General features: G+C 70.4%; 13 protein-coding genes and 2 pseudogenes. 8 read left to right on the top strand and 7 right to left on the bottom strand.

Features of this window, described 5'->3' with window-relative positions:
- Nucleotides 1–112: 112 nt before the first annotated feature.
- On the bottom strand, nt 113–1294 hold the full coding sequence (locus ACFU95_RS19905; protein WP_383828984.1) for a helix-turn-helix domain-containing protein: 1182 nt from the start codon (nt 1292–1294) through the stop codon (nt 113–115).
- Nucleotides 1295–1635: 341 nt separating this feature from the next.
- Here ACFU95_RS19905 and ACFU95_RS19900 point away from each other — a divergent pair.
- From ACFU95_RS19900 to tyrS, 3 genes and pseudogenes are all read left to right on the top strand, one after another.
- Nucleotides 1636–1902 (top strand): annotated as a pseudogene (locus ACFU95_RS19900) (metallopeptidase TldD-related protein); the annotation flags it as partial.
- Complete coding sequence (locus tag ACFU95_RS19895) at nt 1899–3302, top strand: metallopeptidase TldD-related protein (RefSeq protein WP_383828982.1); 1404 nt, start codon at nt 1899–1901, stop codon at nt 3300–3302. The pseudogene ACFU95_RS19900 and the gene ACFU95_RS19895, both read left to right, overlap by 4 nt.
- Before the next feature lie 55 nt (nt 3303–3357).
- A complete protein-coding gene (gene tyrS / locus ACFU95_RS19890; RefSeq protein WP_383828980.1) occupies nt 3358–4626 on the top strand; it encodes a tyrosine--tRNA ligase in 1269 nt (422 codons plus the stop codon).
- Nucleotides 4627–4740: 114 nt separating this feature from the next.
- Here tyrS and ACFU95_RS19885 read toward each other — a convergent pair whose 3' ends face one another.
- The gene (locus tag ACFU95_RS19885) at nt 4741–5019 is read right to left on the bottom strand and encodes a GlsB/YeaQ/YmgE family stress response membrane protein (protein WP_383828978.1); all 279 of its coding nucleotides are present in this window, start codon (nt 5017–5019) and stop codon (nt 4741–4743) included.
- A 244-nt stretch (nt 5020–5263) separates the two neighbouring features.
- Here ACFU95_RS19885 and ACFU95_RS19880 point away from each other — a divergent pair, with 244 nt between their 5' ends.
- Together ACFU95_RS19880 and ACFU95_RS19875 are read left to right on the top strand one after the other, a co-directional pair.
- Entirely contained in the window at nt 5264–5662 is a 399-nt protein-coding gene (locus ACFU95_RS19880) for a DUF3099 domain-containing protein (protein WP_383828976.1), read from the top strand.
- Between the two features lie 214 nt (nt 5663–5876).
- Nucleotides 5877–6101 carry a hypothetical protein gene (locus ACFU95_RS19875; protein WP_383828974.1) on the top strand — a complete coding sequence of 75 codons (225 nt, stop codon included), beginning with the start codon at nt 5877–5879 and terminating at the stop codon, nt 6099–6101.
- Here ACFU95_RS19875 and moaA read toward each other — a convergent pair.
- The 3 genes from moaA to ACFU95_RS19860 all read right to left on the bottom strand — a co-directional run bounded on the left by moaA (nt 6084) and on the right by ACFU95_RS19860 (nt 9215).
- Nucleotides 6084–7073: a GTP 3',8-cyclase MoaA gene (moaA, locus tag ACFU95_RS19870; RefSeq protein WP_383828972.1), complete on the bottom strand. Its 990-nt coding sequence runs from the start codon at nt 7071–7073 to the stop codon at nt 6084–6086. The two genes, ACFU95_RS19875 and moaA, sit on opposite strands and share 18 nt — an antisense overlap.
- Nucleotides 7074–7233: 160 nt before the next feature.
- The gene (locus ACFU95_RS19865; protein ID WP_383828970.1) at nt 7234–8862 is read right to left on the bottom strand and encodes a cation acetate symporter; all 1629 of its coding nucleotides are present in this window, start codon (nt 8860–8862) and stop codon (nt 7234–7236) included.
- Nucleotides 8859–9215: a DUF485 domain-containing protein gene (locus tag ACFU95_RS19860; RefSeq protein ID WP_383828968.1), complete on the bottom strand. Its 357-nt coding sequence runs from the start codon at nt 9213–9215 to the stop codon at nt 8859–8861. Before ACFU95_RS19860 ends, ACFU95_RS19865 begins: the two co-directional genes overlap by 4 nt.
- A gap of 388 nt (nt 9216–9603) precedes the next feature.
- Here ACFU95_RS19860 and ACFU95_RS19855 point away from each other — a divergent pair, with 388 nt between their 5' ends.
- The 3 genes from ACFU95_RS19855 to ACFU95_RS19845 all read left to right on the top strand — a co-directional run bounded on the left by ACFU95_RS19855 (nt 9604) and on the right by ACFU95_RS19845 (nt 13732).
- Complete coding sequence (locus ACFU95_RS19855) at nt 9604–11136, top strand: S8 family serine peptidase (protein ID WP_383828966.1); 1533 nt, start codon at nt 9604–9606, stop codon at nt 11134–11136.
- A 63-nt stretch (nt 11137–11199) separates the two neighbouring features.
- The gene (locus ACFU95_RS19850) at nt 11200–12624 is read left to right on the top strand and encodes a CoA transferase (protein WP_383828964.1); all 1425 of its coding nucleotides are present in this window, start codon (nt 11200–11202) and stop codon (nt 12622–12624) included.
- A 100-nt stretch (nt 12625–12724) separates the two neighbouring features.
- Nucleotides 12725–13732, top strand: coding sequence for a CopD family protein (locus ACFU95_RS19845; RefSeq protein ID WP_383828962.1), 1008 nt, complete (start codon nt 12725–12727; stop codon nt 13730–13732).
- Between the two features lie 48 nt (nt 13733–13780).
- Here the strand turns inward: ACFU95_RS19845 and ACFU95_RS19840 are convergent.
- A pseudogene (locus ACFU95_RS19840) lies at nt 13781–14118 on the bottom strand (IMP dehydrogenase); the annotation flags it as partial.
- A gap of 101 nt (nt 14119–14219) precedes the next feature.
- The gene (locus tag ACFU95_RS19835; protein ID WP_383828960.1) at nt 14220–14930 is read right to left on the bottom strand and encodes a VIT family protein; all 711 of its coding nucleotides are present in this window, start codon (nt 14928–14930) and stop codon (nt 14220–14222) included.
- Nucleotides 14931–14995: the final 65 nt, after the last annotated feature.

Genomic DNA, 14995 nt, shown 5'->3' with positions numbered 1-14995 from the left:
TTGTCGTCTCTGGTGCTCTGCCTTGAGTCGCCATGCCAATGACGCTACGTAGCGAGAGGAACACACCTCAATGGCACTTTGCCGGGGCGCCAGCCCGAAGTGCCACACCGCGTTACAACGGGACGCCGATCGCGTCTGCAAGGCTCCGCATCTCGGGCGTGAGGGTGCGCCGACGTGCAATGACCCGACCGAAGATGTCCCGCGCGTACCGCTGGTTGGGCAGCCACTGAGGGGCGTCCGCCCGGATGCCCTGCAAGACCTCCACCGTCTTCGCGTAGTCACGCGAGCGCACATGTGCCTCTGCCACGTCCAGGAGGTGACGGTTGCGGTTGTTGGACGTGGGTCGCATGCCTCCGGTCGGGATGCGCGCCGAGAGCTTGAGCACGAGGTCCGGCTTGTCGACGATCATCGCGTTCTCGGCACGCTTCAGAGCCACCGTGACCGGCCCGAATGCCTGCAAGAAGTCGTCGCGGGGGGCGAACTCCCGCCCCATCGCAACCGCAGCCGAGTTGGCGTAGCGCAAGGCGTCCTCGGCCTCCCCAGGCCGGTTGTCCCGGATCGCAGCGGCGGAGGAACGCAACAGCAGCCAGCCCCACGCGCTCAGCTCGGCCGGAGTCGCGCGCGAGATACGCGGCTCGACCTCATCCGCCCACCGGGTTGCCAGCTCCCGCGCCTCAGCCAGCCGACCGCGCCGCAGCAACAGCCAGCACTGGGTATTCACCGTCGCTGCCGCCTGAAGCCGGTCCGAGGACTCCTCCAAGGACCGGGACAGCGCAGTGTCGGCTGCCTCAAACTGCCGAGTCTGGGTGAGCAGCCAACCGGTGAGCTGCGAGAGCCGGACGCGTACGGCCCGCCCTTCTGGGCCATGCTCGGCCACGAGATCAGCGTCGCGCAGCAAGGGCGGAAGGATCACGCTCAGCTCTGCGAAACGATCACCGGAGAAGAGCGGCAGTGCCGATTCCACGGCGTCTCGTACACCATCCACGGTCGGCTCCTCGGCCAGCCCCTCCGCCCGGACCGGAGCCACAAGCGCCCGACGGACAGCCTCCCAACGATCATCAGCCCCAGGCGCCGCCTGTCGCTCCTCCTCATGTCCAGCGATGAGGTACGTCGTCGGTACTCGCAGGGCCAGCGCCAGTCGGCGCACAGTCTCCAGCCGCGTGTCTGCCCGCTCCCCCTGCTCCAGCTTCCGGATCAAGGACAGGGACACGCCGGATTCGCTAGCTAGCTGACGCTGCGTCATGCCGCGCCGCTTGCGCACTTCCTGAAGCCGCTTGCCAATGTCGGCACTCATGATTCGAGCGTACGGCGCACGCCGCCCGTCCGTGCGACCTTCTGCGCCCATCACTCCCCCGAGAGGTGATCTCATAAGACCGCCGAGAGCTCAGGTCAGGGCGATATTTCGCATCCCCGTCCGGGCGACCGATGGGTAGTCTCTGATCCGATCAGGGACCAGCCTCCAGGACCCGCGTCAGCCAGTCCCGAAGCAGGCCCCGGAGGTCGACACCAGGTCATCACCAGACCCCGTACCGTCCGGTTTCAACCCGTGTGAACAGGGATTGAGGGTAGACCGTGAATAACCGCCTGACCTGCACAAACGCCGATCAGAGAGGTATGCCCCCTGACCCTACGGAGAACTTCCAGTTCACCGGGCAGCGCTTCTTCAAGATCGAGAACGGGCGGATCACCGGCCAGCTGCGGGACGTGGCCTACCAGGCGACGACCACGGACTTCTGGGGCTCGATGGCGGCCGTCGGTGGTCCCCAGACGTATGTGCTCGGCGGCGCCTTCAACTGCGGCAAGGCCCAGCCGGGCCAGGTCGCGGCGGTCTCGCACGGCTGCCCGTCCGCCCTGTTCAAGGGAGTCAACATCCTCAACACCACGCAGGAGGCCGGTCGATGAGCGCTCACTCCACCAAGGCGCACAAGCCGCACGAGATCGTCGAGCGGGCTTTGGAGCTGTCCCGGGCCGACGGGTGTGTCGTCATCGCCGACGAGCAGTCGACCGCCAATCTGCGCTGGGCGGGCAACGCGCTGACCACGAACGGCGTCACGCGCGGGCGGACGCTCACCGTCGTCGCGACCGTGGACGGCAAGGAGGGCACGGCCTCGGGGGTCGTGTCGCGGTCGGCCGTCACCCTGGACGAGCTGGAGCCGCTGGTCCGGGCCGCCGAGGCCGCCGCGCGGGGCGCCGGGCCCGCCGAGGACGCGCAGCCGCTCGTGCCGGACGCACCGGCGTCACCGGACTTCACGGACACCCCGGGCGAGACGTCGTCCCACGTGTTCGCCGACTTCGCCCCGGCGCTCGGTGAGGCGTTCGCACGCGCGCGTGCGGGCGGGCGGGAGCTGTACGGCTTCGCCAACCACGAGCTGGTGTCGACGTACGTGGGCACGTCCACCGGGTTGCGGCTGCGGCACGACCAGCCCAACGGCACGCTGGAGCTGAACGCCAAGTCGCCGGACCGTACGCGTTCGGCCTGGGCGGGGCGCTCCACACGGGACTTCAAGGACGTGGACCCGACCGTGCTGGACGCCGAGCTGGCCGTACGCCTCGGCTGGGCCGAGCGGCGCCTGGAGCTGCCGGCGGGCCGCTACGAGACGCTGCTGCCGCCCACCGCCGTGGCCGACCTGCTGATCTACCAGATGTGGTCGGCGTCGGGGCGGGACGCGGTCGAGGGCCGGACGGTGTTCTCCAAGCCCGGCGGCAAGACGCGTGTCGGCGAGAAGCTGAGCGAGCTGCCGCTGACGCTGCGCAGCGACCCGAACGAGCCGGGTCTGGAATCCGCGCCCTTCGTGATCGCGCACTCCTCCGGCGGCGACCAGTCGGTGTTCGACAACGGGTTGCCGATCACGGCCACCGAGTGGATGCGCGAGGGCGAGCTGAAGCACCTCATGACCACTCGCCACAGCGCCGGGCTGACGGGGCTGCCCGTGGCACCCGGCGTCGACAACCTGATCCTGGACGGCGGCGAGGACCGCTCGCTGGAGGAGATGGTCGCGAACACCGAGCGCGGGCTGCTGCTGACCTGCCTCTGGTACATCCGCGAGGTCGACCCGGCGACGCTGCTGCTCACCGGCCTGACCCGGGACGGCGTCTACCTCGTCGAGAACGGTGAGGTGACCGGCGAGGTCAACAACTTCCGGTTCAACGAGTCGCCGGTCGGCCTGCTGGGGCGGGCGACGGAGGCGGGACGGACCGAGAAGACGCTGCCGAGGGAGTGGAGCGACTGGTTCACCAGGGCGGCGATGCCGGCGCTGCGCGTCCCCGATTTCAACATGAGCTCTGTCAGTCAGGGCGTATAACCTCGTAGGCGGCTGTCACCCGACTGCCCGAGATCATCAAGGAGACACGAGAACCGTGACGGACATCGTCGACGAGCTGAAGTGGCGTGGCGTGATCGCCCTGTCCACTGACGAGGACGCATTGCGCAAGGCGCTCGCGGACGGTCCCGTCACGTTCTATTGCGGTTTCGACCCGACCGCGGCCAGCCTGCACGTCGGCCACCTGGTCCAGGTGCTCACCATGCGTCGCCTCCAGCAGGCGGGCCTGCGCCCGCTGGCGCTGGTGGGCGGGGCGACGGGCCAGATCGGCGACCCGCGCCCCACGGCCGAGCGCACGCTGAACGACCCGGAGACGGTCGCGAACTGGGTGAACCGTCTGCGCGGGCAGATCCAGCCGTTCCTGTCCTTCGAGGGCGAGAACGCCGCCGTGATGGTGAACAACCTGGACTGGACGGCCGGCCTGTCCGCCATCGAGTTCCTGCGGGACATCGGCAAGCACTTCCGCGTCAACAAGATGCTGACCAAGGACTCGGTCGCCCGCCGTCTCCAGTCCGAAGAGGGCATCAGCTACACGGAGTTCAGCTACCAGCTGCTCCAGGGCATGGACTTCCTGGAGCTGTACCGGCGGCACGGCTGCACGCTCCAGCAGGGCGGCAGCGACCAGTGGGGCAACCTCACGGCGGGTCTGGACCTGATCCACCGGCTGGAGCCGCACGCGGGTGTGCACGCGCTGGCGACCCCGCTGATGACCAAGGCGGACGGCACCAAGTTCGGCAAGACCGAGGGCGGCGCGATCTGGCTCGACCCGGAGATGACGACGCCGTACGCCTTCTACCAGTTCTGGCTGAACGCGGACGACCGGGACATCTCGACGTACATGCGCATCCTGTCCTTCAAGTCCCGTGTGGAACTGGAGGAGCTGGAGAAGCAGACGGAGGAGCGTCCGCAGGCCCGTGCCGCGCAGCGTGCGCTGGCCGAGGAGCTGACGACGCTGGTGCACGGTGCCGACCAGACGGCCGCCGTGATCGCCGCGTCCAAGGCCCTCTTCGGCCAGGGTGAGCTGGCGGAGCTGGACGACCGGACGCTGGCGGCGGCCCTTTCCGAGGTGCCGCACATCCGGGTCGAGCAGCTCGGCCCGGTCGTCGACCTCCTCGCCGAGGTCGGCCTGGTCGCCAGCAAGTCCGCGGCCCGGCGCACCGTGAAGGAGGGCGGCGCCTACGTGAACAACGTCAAGGTGGCCGGCGAGGACGCGGTGCCCGCGAAGGAGGACCTGCTGCACGGGCGATGGCTGGTGCTGCGGCGCGGGAAGAAGAACCTGGCGGCTGTGGAGGTCACAGGGGCCTAGCGTTTTCGGGATTCGCCGTAGGGGTGCGGTGATCTGCGGGGTACGGCTGCGTTGTGGCTGGTCGCGCAGTTCCCCGCGCCCCTTCAGAAGGCGTCCGACGAGGGCGCTGATCGCTCACGTCCGCTGCTTCCTCTTGCCCAGCGTCGACATGTACAGCATGTCCCCCGCGTACACGATGATCACCGCGGCGACGACCTGGAAGATGTGCCGGCTCCAGTCGATGCCGCTGGTCTCCTCGACGCCGAACCCGCGGGCGACGGCGTTGCCGACGACGGCGCCCAGCATGCCGAAGATGGTGGTCAGCCAGAGGGGGCTGTGCTGCTTGCCGGGGATGATCGCCTTCGCGAGCAGACCCAGCACGAATCCGACGATGATCGCCCACAACCAGCCCATGGCTGCCTCCTCGTACGGCTCGGGGTGAGCAGTACGCCCAGTCTTCGCGCGGGCGCGGTACGCCGCATGTCGGGTACGGCCGTACGCGTTAGGGCTCACAGCGTTCCCCCAGGTGGCAGGGGCCCCGGTCTCGTAGGCGGCGGAGGCGAGGCGTACCGTGGGAGATGTCCCGGCCCGGGGCCCCGACCGGGGGCGGGCCGGTGCGGGCGGGGGAGAGTCCGATGCGGGCGGATGGTGGAATGTGATGCGGAAGCTGCACGCGAGCGGCAACACCGAGGTGTTCCGGATCACCGGAGCCCGGGCGGGTCTTCAGGACGATGTGCGTTCCCGGCAGCGCCGGTACATCATCTCGATGTCGGTCCGCACGGTGTCGGTGATCCTCGCGGCCACACTGTGGAACGTCGAACGGCACGTCGCGATCGTGGCGTTGGTGCTCGGTGGGATCCTGCCGTATATCGCGGTGGTGATCGCCAACGCGGGGCGGGAGAACGCGCCATCGCTGCCGTCGACGTTCGTGAGCGCGCCGACGCGGCCGATGATCACGCCGCCGCGCACGAATGACGGTTTCGCGGAATCGGCCCCGGAAGATGTCGCGGGCGACTCCGCGCCCGGCGCACAAGGCAAACCTCGCGACGGGGCGTGATTCCGCGGACCGGTGCCCTCCGGAAGCCGACTCCGCGCCAAGCTCAGGAAAAGCTCAGATCAATAGTGTTGTTCCGGTGCCGGGCGACGGGTTACCCGTGACATACTTCGTAAGCGCTCCGCATCCCCCGTCGGAGCGACGGACCGACGCCGGGCAGCTCCCCCCGTGGCTGCTCGGCGTCGCCTTTTTGTGCGCACCTCTGTGAGACGAACCTGTGAGTGACACGCCCATCTGTTCTGCAAAGGGTTGCCGTGCCGACGCCGTGTGGGTGCTGGCGTGGAACAACCCGAAGATTCATACGCTGGAGCGGCGCAAGACGTGGCTCGCCTGCGAGGAGCATCGCGAGCATTTGTCGCAGTTTCTCGGGGTGCGCGGGTTTTTGAAGGACGTGGTCCCGCTGAAGGAATGGGAAGAGGCTTCTTCAGCCACCGATGGCTGACATCGGGCGGTCCGGCTGCACAAAGGACGGGTCGTCCAGGCCGGCTCCCGCCTTCTTGCCCCACATCGCCAGGCGCCAGATGCGGGCGATCTCCTCGTCGGGGGCTCCCGAGCGCAGGGCCGCTCGCAGGTCCGTCTCCTCCGTGGCGAAGAGGCAGGTGCGTACCTGACCGTCGGCCGTCAGGCGGGTGCGGTCGCAGGCCGCGCAGAACGGGCGGGTGACGGAGGCGATGACGCCCACCACATGCGGGCCGCCGTCGACCAGCCAGCGCTCCGCGGGGGCCGAGCCGCGCTTCTCCTCACCCTCGGCGGTCAGCTCGAAGCGGGTGCGCAGCGAGGTCAGGATGTCCCCGGCGGTGATCATGCCGTCGCGCTTCCAGCCGTGCTGGGCGTCCAGGGGCATCTGCTCGATGAAGCGCAGTTCGTAGTCGTGCTCCACGGCCCAGGCGAGGAGGTCGGGGGCCTCGTCGTCGTTGAGACCCGGCATCAGCACCGAGTTGACCTTGACCGGGGTCAGGCCGGCGTCACGGGCGGCGTGCAGGCCCTCGATGACGTCCTTGTGGCGGTCACGGCGGGTGAGGGTCTTGAAGACGTCGGGGCGCAGGGTGTCCAGCGAGACGTTGACCCGGTCCAGGCCCGCCGCCTTCAGGGCGGACGCGGTGCGCCGCAGGCCGATGCCGTTCGTCGTCAGGGACATCTGGGGCCGGGGCTCCAGGGCCGCGACCCGCTCCACTATGCCGACCAGTCCGGGGCGCAGCAAGGGCTCACCGCCGGTGAAGCGGACTTCGTCGATGCCGAGGGAGGTCACGGCGATGTCGATCAGGCGGACGATCTCGTCGTCGTTGAGCAGGTCGGGCTTGGCCAGCCACTGCAAGCCCTCCTCGGGCATGCAGTAGGTGCACCGCAGGTTGCAGCGGTCGGTCAGCGAGACCCTCAGGTCGGTGGCCACGCGGCCGTAGGTGTCGATGAGCACTGGGCCCCCTCCCTCGTCACGACCAGATTCGACTTCTGTCACCTGTGAGCCTACGTGACCGCACTGACAGCGACACCGACCCGATCCCACGACGTACGACGCGGCCGCGTCGTAGATCCCTACGACGCGGCCGCTCGGTGGATGTGCCCGGTGGGCGTGCTCAGTGGGCGCCGGTGCCGGTCAGGGACCGGACCTCCAGCTCCGCGTACTTGCCCGCGTCGGGCTCTTCCTTCGACAGGACCGTGCCGAGCCAGCCCATGAGGAAGCCGAACGGGATGGAGATGATGCCCGGGTTCTTCAGCGGGAACCAGGCGAAGTCGACGTCGGGGAACATCGCCTTCGGGTCGCCGGAGACGACCGGCGAGAACAGCACCAGGCCGACGGCGACGATCAGGCCGCCGTAGATCGACCACAGTGCGCCCTGGGTGGTGAACCTCTTCCAGAACAGGCTGTAGAGGATCGTCGGCAGGTTGGCGGAGGCCGCGACCGCGAAGGCCAGGGCGACCAGGCCGGCGACGTTCAGGTCGCGGGCGAGGGCGCCCAGGAGGATGGAGACGGCGCCGATGCCGATGGTGGCGAGGCGGGCGGCCCGGATCTCCTCCTTCTCGGTGGCCTGGCCCTTCTTGATCACGTTCGCGTAGATGTCGTGCGCGAACGACGAGGACGAGGCCAGCGTCAGGCCGGCGACGACCGCAAGGATCGTCGCGAAGGCCACCGCCGAGATCGTGGCGAGCAGGATCGCGCCCCAGGCCGAGTCCACGCCGCCGAGGTGCAGGGCGAGCAGGGGTGCCGCCGTGTTGCCGGACGGGTTGGAGGCGATGATCTCGTCCTGGGAGATGAGCGCCGCGGCGCCGAAGCCCAGGGCGATGGTCATCAGGTAGAAGCCGCCGATGATGCCGATCGCCCAGTTCACGGACTTCCGTGCGGCCTTGGCGTTGGGCACCGTGTAGAAGCGGATCAGGATGTGCGGCAGGCCGGCGGTGCCCAGGACCAGGGCGATGCCGAGGGAGATGAAGTCCAGCTTGGAGGTGCCGGTGGCGCCGTACTGCAGGCCGGGCTCCAGGAAGGCGGCGCCCTTGCCGCTGTTCTCGGCGGCCTTGCCGAGCAGGTCGGAGATGTTGAAGTTGAACTTCAGCAGGACCAGGAAGGTGATCAGGATGGTGCCGGTGATGAGCAGCACGGCCTTGACCATCTGGACCCAGGTCGTGCCCTTCATGCCGCCGATCGAGACGTACACGATCATCAGGACGCCGACGAGGCCGACGATGAGGATCTTGCCCGCGTCGGAGGTGATGCCGAGCAGCAGCGAGACGAGGACGCCCGCGCCCGCCATCTGGGCCAGCAGGTAGAAGATCGACACGACGATCGTCGAGGTGCCGGCGGCCGTGCGCACCGGGCGCTGGCGCATGCGGTACGCGAGGACGTCACCCATCGTGTAGCGGCCGGAGTTCCTGAGCGGCTCGGCCACCAGGAGCAGGGCGACCAGCCAGGCGACGAGGAAGCCGATGGAGTAGAGGAAGCCGTCGTATCCGAAGAGGGCGATGGCGCCGGCGATGCCGAGGAAGGACGCGGCGGACATGTAGTCGCCGGAGACGGCGAGTCCGTTCTGGAAGGCGCTGAAGGACCGGCCGCCCGCGTAGAAGTCGGCGGCGTCCTTGGTCTGGCGGCCCGCCCAGACGGTGATGAAGAGGGTCGCGACCACGAAGAGCGCGAACAGGGTGATGATCAGTGGCCGGTGCTCGCTGGCCTCGTTGGCGGCGAGCTGCACCTGGGTCATCGCGGGGCTCATGCGCCGCCCTCCATACGGGTCTTGATGGCCTCGGCCTTGGGGTCGAGCTTGGCACCGGCGTGCCGCGCGTACCACCAGGCGATGAGGAACGTGGTGACGAACTGGGCGATACCGAAGACGAACGCGATGTTGATGTTGCCGAACAGCTTGGTGCCCATGAAGTCGCCCGCGTAGTTGGAGAGCAGGACGTACAGCAGGTACCAGAGGATGAAGGCGATGGTCAGCGGAAAGGCGAAGGAGCGGTAGGAGCGGCGCAGTTCAACGAACTCCGCGCTCTTCTGCACCTCCGTGAACTCCTCGGTGGAGGGGAGTTTGTGTGTCTCTTTCGAGGGGGGCGGTGCGTCGGTAGCCACGGAGTCTCCTCGCGTTGCGGGCGCTGTTGCGACGGTGGACGGGGACGGTTGGGGGGTTGGGGACGGGTCGGTCGGGGACGGATCGGATACGGGCATGACGGCTCTGTTCCTCGTGGTGACGTGGATCACTTGAGCCGGCTGGCGATGTTAGGGCCCCGGCGCGTGATCCGACAGGGGGCTCGATCGTGCTCGCGCCTCCTGACGAAGGTCACGGCGCCACGCGTGGACCGGTTCAACTCCCTGGGCATCTTTCCGAAGTCGCCCGGATCAGCGATTGCTGACCAGTGGGTTCGGGGTTAGCTTCGCCCCACTGCACCACGCGTCATGCACCTGCCCGAGCGCCCCTCCGCGGCTCGGGCGGTCTCGTTCCGGATGATGTGGAGTTCCCATGACTCATCTGCGTTCCAGACGCCGGCTGGGTCTCGCCGTCCCCCTCGCTCTGTCGTTGACGGCCTCGCTCGGCCTCCTGCCGGCGGTGGCCTCGGCCGGGCCGCCGGCGGAGCACGTCGCCCGGGCCGTGGACGCGCCGGCCCTCGCGTACGTCGTCAACACCACCCGACCGGACCACCGCACGATCGGGTCGGTGAGGAAGGCGATCGCCGCGGCCGGCGGCACGGTCGTGGTCGTGTACGAGCGGATCGGCGTGATCGTCGTCCACTCGGCGCAGCCCGGCTTCGCGAAGGCGATACGTGCGGTGCGCGGCGTCCGGTCGGCGGGTGCGACGCGTACGGCGCCCCTGACCGCCGCCGGTTCGACGGACGAGGGCCCGGTCCAGCTCATGTCGGAGCGGCAGGCGGCACGGACGAGGGGCGCGTCCGCCGGTGCGGCCGGCAGTGAGCCCCTGGAGGCCGACCAGTGGAATCTGCGCGCGATCGGCGCCGACCGGGCCGCGAAGATCAACCCGGGCAGCGGCAGGGTGACCGTGGCCGTGATCGACAACGGGGTCGACGACACCCATCCCGACCTCGCGCCGAACTTCTCCGCCGCCCAGTCCGCGAACTGCGCCGGCGGCAAGGCCGACACCAGGGCGGGCGCCTGGCGGCCGTACACGAGCGCCGACTCCCACGGCACCCATGTGGCGGGCGAGATCGCCGCGCCCCGCAACGGCGTCGGTATCGCCGGTGTCGCCCCCGGCGTCAAGGTCTCCGCCATCAAGGTGAGCGACCCGGTCAACGGTCGCTACTACCCCGAAAGTGTCGTGTGCGCCTTCGTGTTCGCGGCCGACCACGGCGTCGAGATCACCAACAACAGCTACTTCGTCGACCCTTGGCTGTACAACTGCATGGACGATCCGGACCAGCGAGCGGTCGTCCATGCGGTCAACAGGGCCCAGCTGTACGCCCAGCACAAGGGTGCGCTCAACGTGGCGTCGTCCGGCAACTCCAACCACGACCTGGACTCCGACGCGATCGTCGACGACACCGGCCCCAACGACTCGACGCCCGTCGAGCAGACCGTCGACCCGCACGAGTGCTTCGACGTGCCGACGCAGCTGCCGGGTGTCGTCACGGTCGGCGCGACGGGCGTGCAGAACGTCAAGTCGTACTACTCCTCGTACGGTTACGGCGTCGTCGATGTCGCGGCCCCCGGCGGCGACCGGCTCTACCAGGTCCCGCAGACCCCGTCGAGGAACGGCCGGATCCTCTCCACGCTCCCGGGCGGCGCGTACGGCTTCCTTCAGGGCACGTCGATGGCCGCCCCGCACGCGGCGGGCGTCGCCGCGCTGCTGAAGTCGCGGTACCCGCACGCCGCTCCGGACCAGCTGCGCGCGCTGCTGAAGGCCCTGGCGGACAACCCGGGCTGCCCGGACTCGTACGACTTGAACGGCGACGGCACGCAGGATGCCGTGTGCGAGGGCGGTAGGCGGCTCAACGGCTTCTACGGGTTCGGCATCGTCAATGCGCTGGACGCGGTTGATTGATCGGGGGGCGCATGTACGGCGGCGCTCGATATGTTGATTGGATCAATACTGCATAGTGCAGTCATGACTGGAATCAAGTTCGCCTGGTCCGCGGTGGGCGGGGATCCCGCCCTCCTCCCGCGGGTGTCGACCGTGGCACGGGAGAGTGCGCTTCATGCGCACCTCCCCGTACGGGAGTTGGCGCGCTCCTGTGTGGGTGCGTGCGCCCTGGCCGCCGCCGAGCTGGGGGCGCGGCGGGCCGAACTCTCCGAGGTGCCCCGGGTGACGCTGGACGACGGGGCGATCGCGACGGCGTTCGTGAGCGAACGGCATCTGCTGGTCGACGGGCGCGCGCCCGTCATGTTCGCACCGCTGTCGCGGTTCTGGCGGACGGCGGACGGCTGGGTGCGGACGCATGCGAACTATCCGCATCACCGGAGCCGGCTCCTGACCGCCCTGGGGCTGACCGCGGAGGGTCCCGACGCCGTGGGGACGGCCCTCGCCGAGCGTTCCTCGCGGGACGTGGAGGAGGCCGTGTACGCGGCCGGCGGGCTGGCCGTGGCGCTGCGCACCCCCGAGGAGTGGGCGGTACACGAACAGGCGGCCGCGGTGGCCCGGCGGCCACTCGTCGAACACGAGCGGTCGGACACGGCACGCGCGCGTGCGCTCCCCTCGCTCGACGGCACTCCCCTGCTGCCCGCCGCCGGAGTGCGCGTGCTGGACCTGACGCGGGTCATCGCGGGACCGGTCGCCACCCGCACGCTCGCGCTGCTCGGCGCGGACGTCCTGCGCGTGGACGCGCCGCAGTCGCCCGAACTGGCCGACCAGCACACCGACACGGGCTTCGGGAAGCGCTCGGCGACGCTGGACCTGGCGGCGGACCGGCGCGCCTTCGAGGAACTGCTCGCGGCGGCGGACGTCGTCGTCACGGGGTACCGGCCGGGCGCCCTGGAGCGGTTCGGGCTGTCGGCACGGGCGCTGACCGAGCGGCGGCCCGGGCTGGTCGTGGCGGAGCTGTCGGCCTGGGGGGCGTACGGGCCGTGGCGTGAGCGGCGCGGGTTCGACAGCCTGGTGCAGGCCGCCACCGGAATCGCCGCGCTGGAGGGATCCCCGTCCGACGGACCGGCCGGGCGGCCCGGCGCACTGCCCGCGCAGGCCCTGGACCACGGGACGGGGTATCTGCTCGCGGCGGCCGTGCTACGGGCGCTGACCGAGCAGCTGGCGGACGGGCGGGGGCAGGGCCGGTGCGTACGGCTGTCGTTGGCACGCACGGCGGAGTGGCTGGTGCACGGAATGCGGCCGGGCTCGAAGGAGCACCTGGCATACGACACGGCCGACACGCACGAGACAGCCGGCGCGTACGACGCGCCCGGCCCCTGGCTCACCGAGCGGAGCAGCGCGCTCGGCCGACTGCGGTACGCCCTGCCGCCGGTGTCGTTCGCGGGCGGTCCGGTCGACTGGGCGCGGCCGCCGGGGGTTTGGGGCGCCGATCCGGCGCGGTGGGCCTGAGCGCCGGGGCCGGCCGGGCCGTATCCCCGTACGGAATGCCGCACCCTCACTTGTTTTCCGGTACTTGCCCGAGTCTGTAATCTTTTGTGAAGATCTTGAGGTGACGTTGACAAGACCCTCCCTTGGCGCGGCCGACGGGAGTGAGCCCAGATCGCACCCCGGCGTCAGCCGGGCCGTCGCCGTTCTCGTCCTGGTGGCGCTGGCGGCGCTGATCCCGCTGCTCGGGCCGTCGGCCGCGCTGCACGGCACCGGGGAGGCCGCCGCGCCCGGCACCGCCGGCATCGCGCTGCTGCGTGCGGTGCTGTTCGCGGCGCTGTGCGTCCCGGTGGGCGAGCTGTTCGTGAACCGGCTGGCCCGGTCCGTGCCCGGCGCTCCCACGGCCATGCCCCGCAGCTGGGCCGCGTACGCGGCCGCGGCCGGTTTCGTCGCCGCCCTCGGTCTCGCCTCCGTCGTCTCCACGGGCAACCTCGTGCCGAACAGCCCCGCGGACCTCGACGTCGGCGGCCTCTACGCTTCGCGCGAGGGCAAGCTCGCGCTGCTGGAGGTCAACGCCTTCGCCGTGGCCGGGCTGTGCGCGCTCTCACGCCGGCCGGCCACCCAGCTCTGGCCGCTGGCCGCGGTCGTGATCGCCGAGGCACTGCGTGCGCACCCCACGACCGAGCACAGCCCGCTGCTGGGTGCCGGGCTGACGCTGGTGCACCTGACCTGCGGGGCGCTGTGGGCCGGCGGGCTGTTGTACGCCCTTCGGACCCTGCGCGGATGGGGCGTCAGGGCGGCGGGCGCTGCCCTGCTGGGCCTCTACGCGCGCGTGGCGGCCGTACTGCTCGCCGCCATCACGGCGACCGGTGTGTGGAGTTCACTGCGCCGGATGCCGTCGGAGACGATCCTGGAGCAGCTCACCGAGACGGCGTACGGGCGCGCCCTGCTGGCCAAGGTGCTCCTCATGGTGGCCGTGGCCGCGCTCGCCCTGTGGGCGCGGATCCGGCTGCGCCGGGCGGTCGACCCGCTGACCGCCTGCTCCCCCGCGCGGGCGGAGGTCGCCGTCCTGGGCGTGGTCGTCGCCGTGTCGGGGCTGCTGACGGCGCTGCCGGTGCCGATCCGCTGGTGACGCCTTCGGGGCCGTCCCGCTGGATCCTTCCGTCGGCCGTCCGCTCCCTCAGCCGGTGACCAGGACCTTGAGCGCGGTGCGCTGGTCCATCGCCTTGTAGCCCGCGGGGACGTCCTCCAGGCCGATCGTCAGGTCGAAGACGGGCGAGGGGTCGATCGTGCCGTCCAGGACCCCGGGCAGCAGCTCGGGGATGTACGCGCGGACGGGTGCGACTGCGCCGCGCAGCGCGATGTTGCCGTCGAACATGACGCCGAGGTCGAGACCCGTGCCTCCCCAGTGCCCTAATGGCCTGTGGGACCCCCAGCCGTGCGGCACGGCACGAAGCCGATGGCGCCGCCGTAGCGGGTGACGTCGACGGCCGTAGGCATGGACTGTTCGGTGCCGACCCTTGGGGAGCTGGGCGAGGGCGGGACCTCGGATGTGCCGCTGACCGGCGCCGACGTGGCCCGTGCCGACATCGCGACCGGTGTGGGGCCGTGGGCGGGTGCTATACGCCCGCCACGTCCAGCAGCGACCCGGCCGCGTAGGTGACGCCCATGGCCAGTGCCCCGCCCGCCATGTTGCGCAGCACCGCGCGGTCGGGGGCGGCGCCGCCCAGGCGGGCGCTGCTCCAGCCGGTCACGGCGAGGGCGGCCAGGACGGAGGCGACGGTGACGGCGAGCCGCCAGTCCGCCGGCGGCAGCACCATCGCCAGCAGCGGCAGCAGCGCCCCGGCCGTGAATGCCAGAAAGCTCGCCCACGCCGCGTGCCACGGGTTGGTCAGCGCGTCCGGGTCGATACCGAGCTCCACGCGCGCGTGTGCCTTCAGCGCGTCCCGTTCCGTCAGCTGGACCGCCGCCGCCCCGGCCACGTCCCGGGTGAGCCCCCGCCGTTCGAGCAGCTCCGTCAGCTCCTCCAGCTCCGCCTCGGGCCGCTCCCGCAGCTCCCGCTTCTCCTGGGCCAACGCAGCCTTCTCGGCGTCGCGTTGCGTGGAGACCGAGACGTACTCCCCCGCCGCCATCGACATCGACCCGGCGAGCAGCCCGGCCAGCCCGGCCGTGATCAGGGCCGGGCGGTCGTCCGTCGCGCCGGCCACGCCGACGACGAGGCCCGCGGTGGACACGATGCCGTCGTTCGCCCCGAGCACGGCCGCCCGCAGCCAGTTCAGCCGCTCGCCCAGCGCGCCGCCGTGGGCCTCGTCATGCGTCGATTCGGTCACATGCGGAGCATCGCACCGAGGGGGACATCCGGGACGTACCGACGCTCCTGGGCAGGCATCGGACT

The organism is Streptomyces sp. NPDC057623 (assembly GCF_042800355.1).
Lineage (GTDB): Bacteria > Actinomycetota > Actinomycetes > Streptomycetales > Streptomycetaceae > Streptomyces.
The sequence above is the reverse complement of the archived record's forward strand: the minus strand, read 5'-3'. Positions and strand labels throughout refer to the sequence as shown.

Coding starts and splice junctions, on each gene's coding strand:
- ACFU95_RS19885 (WP_383828978.1), bottom strand. CDS start 5,019: ATGGGCTGGTTGTGGGCGATCATCGTCGGATTCGTGCTGGGTCTGCTC.
- ACFU95_RS19895 (WP_383828982.1), top strand. CDS start 1,899: ATGAGCGCTCACTCCACCAAGGCGCACAAGCCGCACGAGATCGTCGAG.
- ACFU95_RS19880 (WP_383828976.1), top strand. CDS start 5,264: ATGCGGAAGCTGCACGCGAGCGGCAACACCGAGGTGTTCCGGATCACC.
- ACFU95_RS19865 (WP_383828970.1), bottom strand. CDS start 8,862: ATGAGCCCCGCGATGACCCAGGTGCAGCTCGCCGCCAACGAGGCCAGC.
- ACFU95_RS19855 (WP_383828966.1), top strand. CDS start 9,604: ATGACTCATCTGCGTTCCAGACGCCGGCTGGGTCTCGCCGTCCCCCTC.
- ACFU95_RS19850 (WP_383828964.1), top strand. CDS start 11,200: ATGACTGGAATCAAGTTCGCCTGGTCCGCGGTGGGCGGGGATCCCGCC.
- ACFU95_RS19905 (WP_383828984.1), bottom strand. CDS start 1,294: ATGAGTGCCGACATTGGCAAGCGGCTTCAGGAAGTGCGCAAGCGGCGC.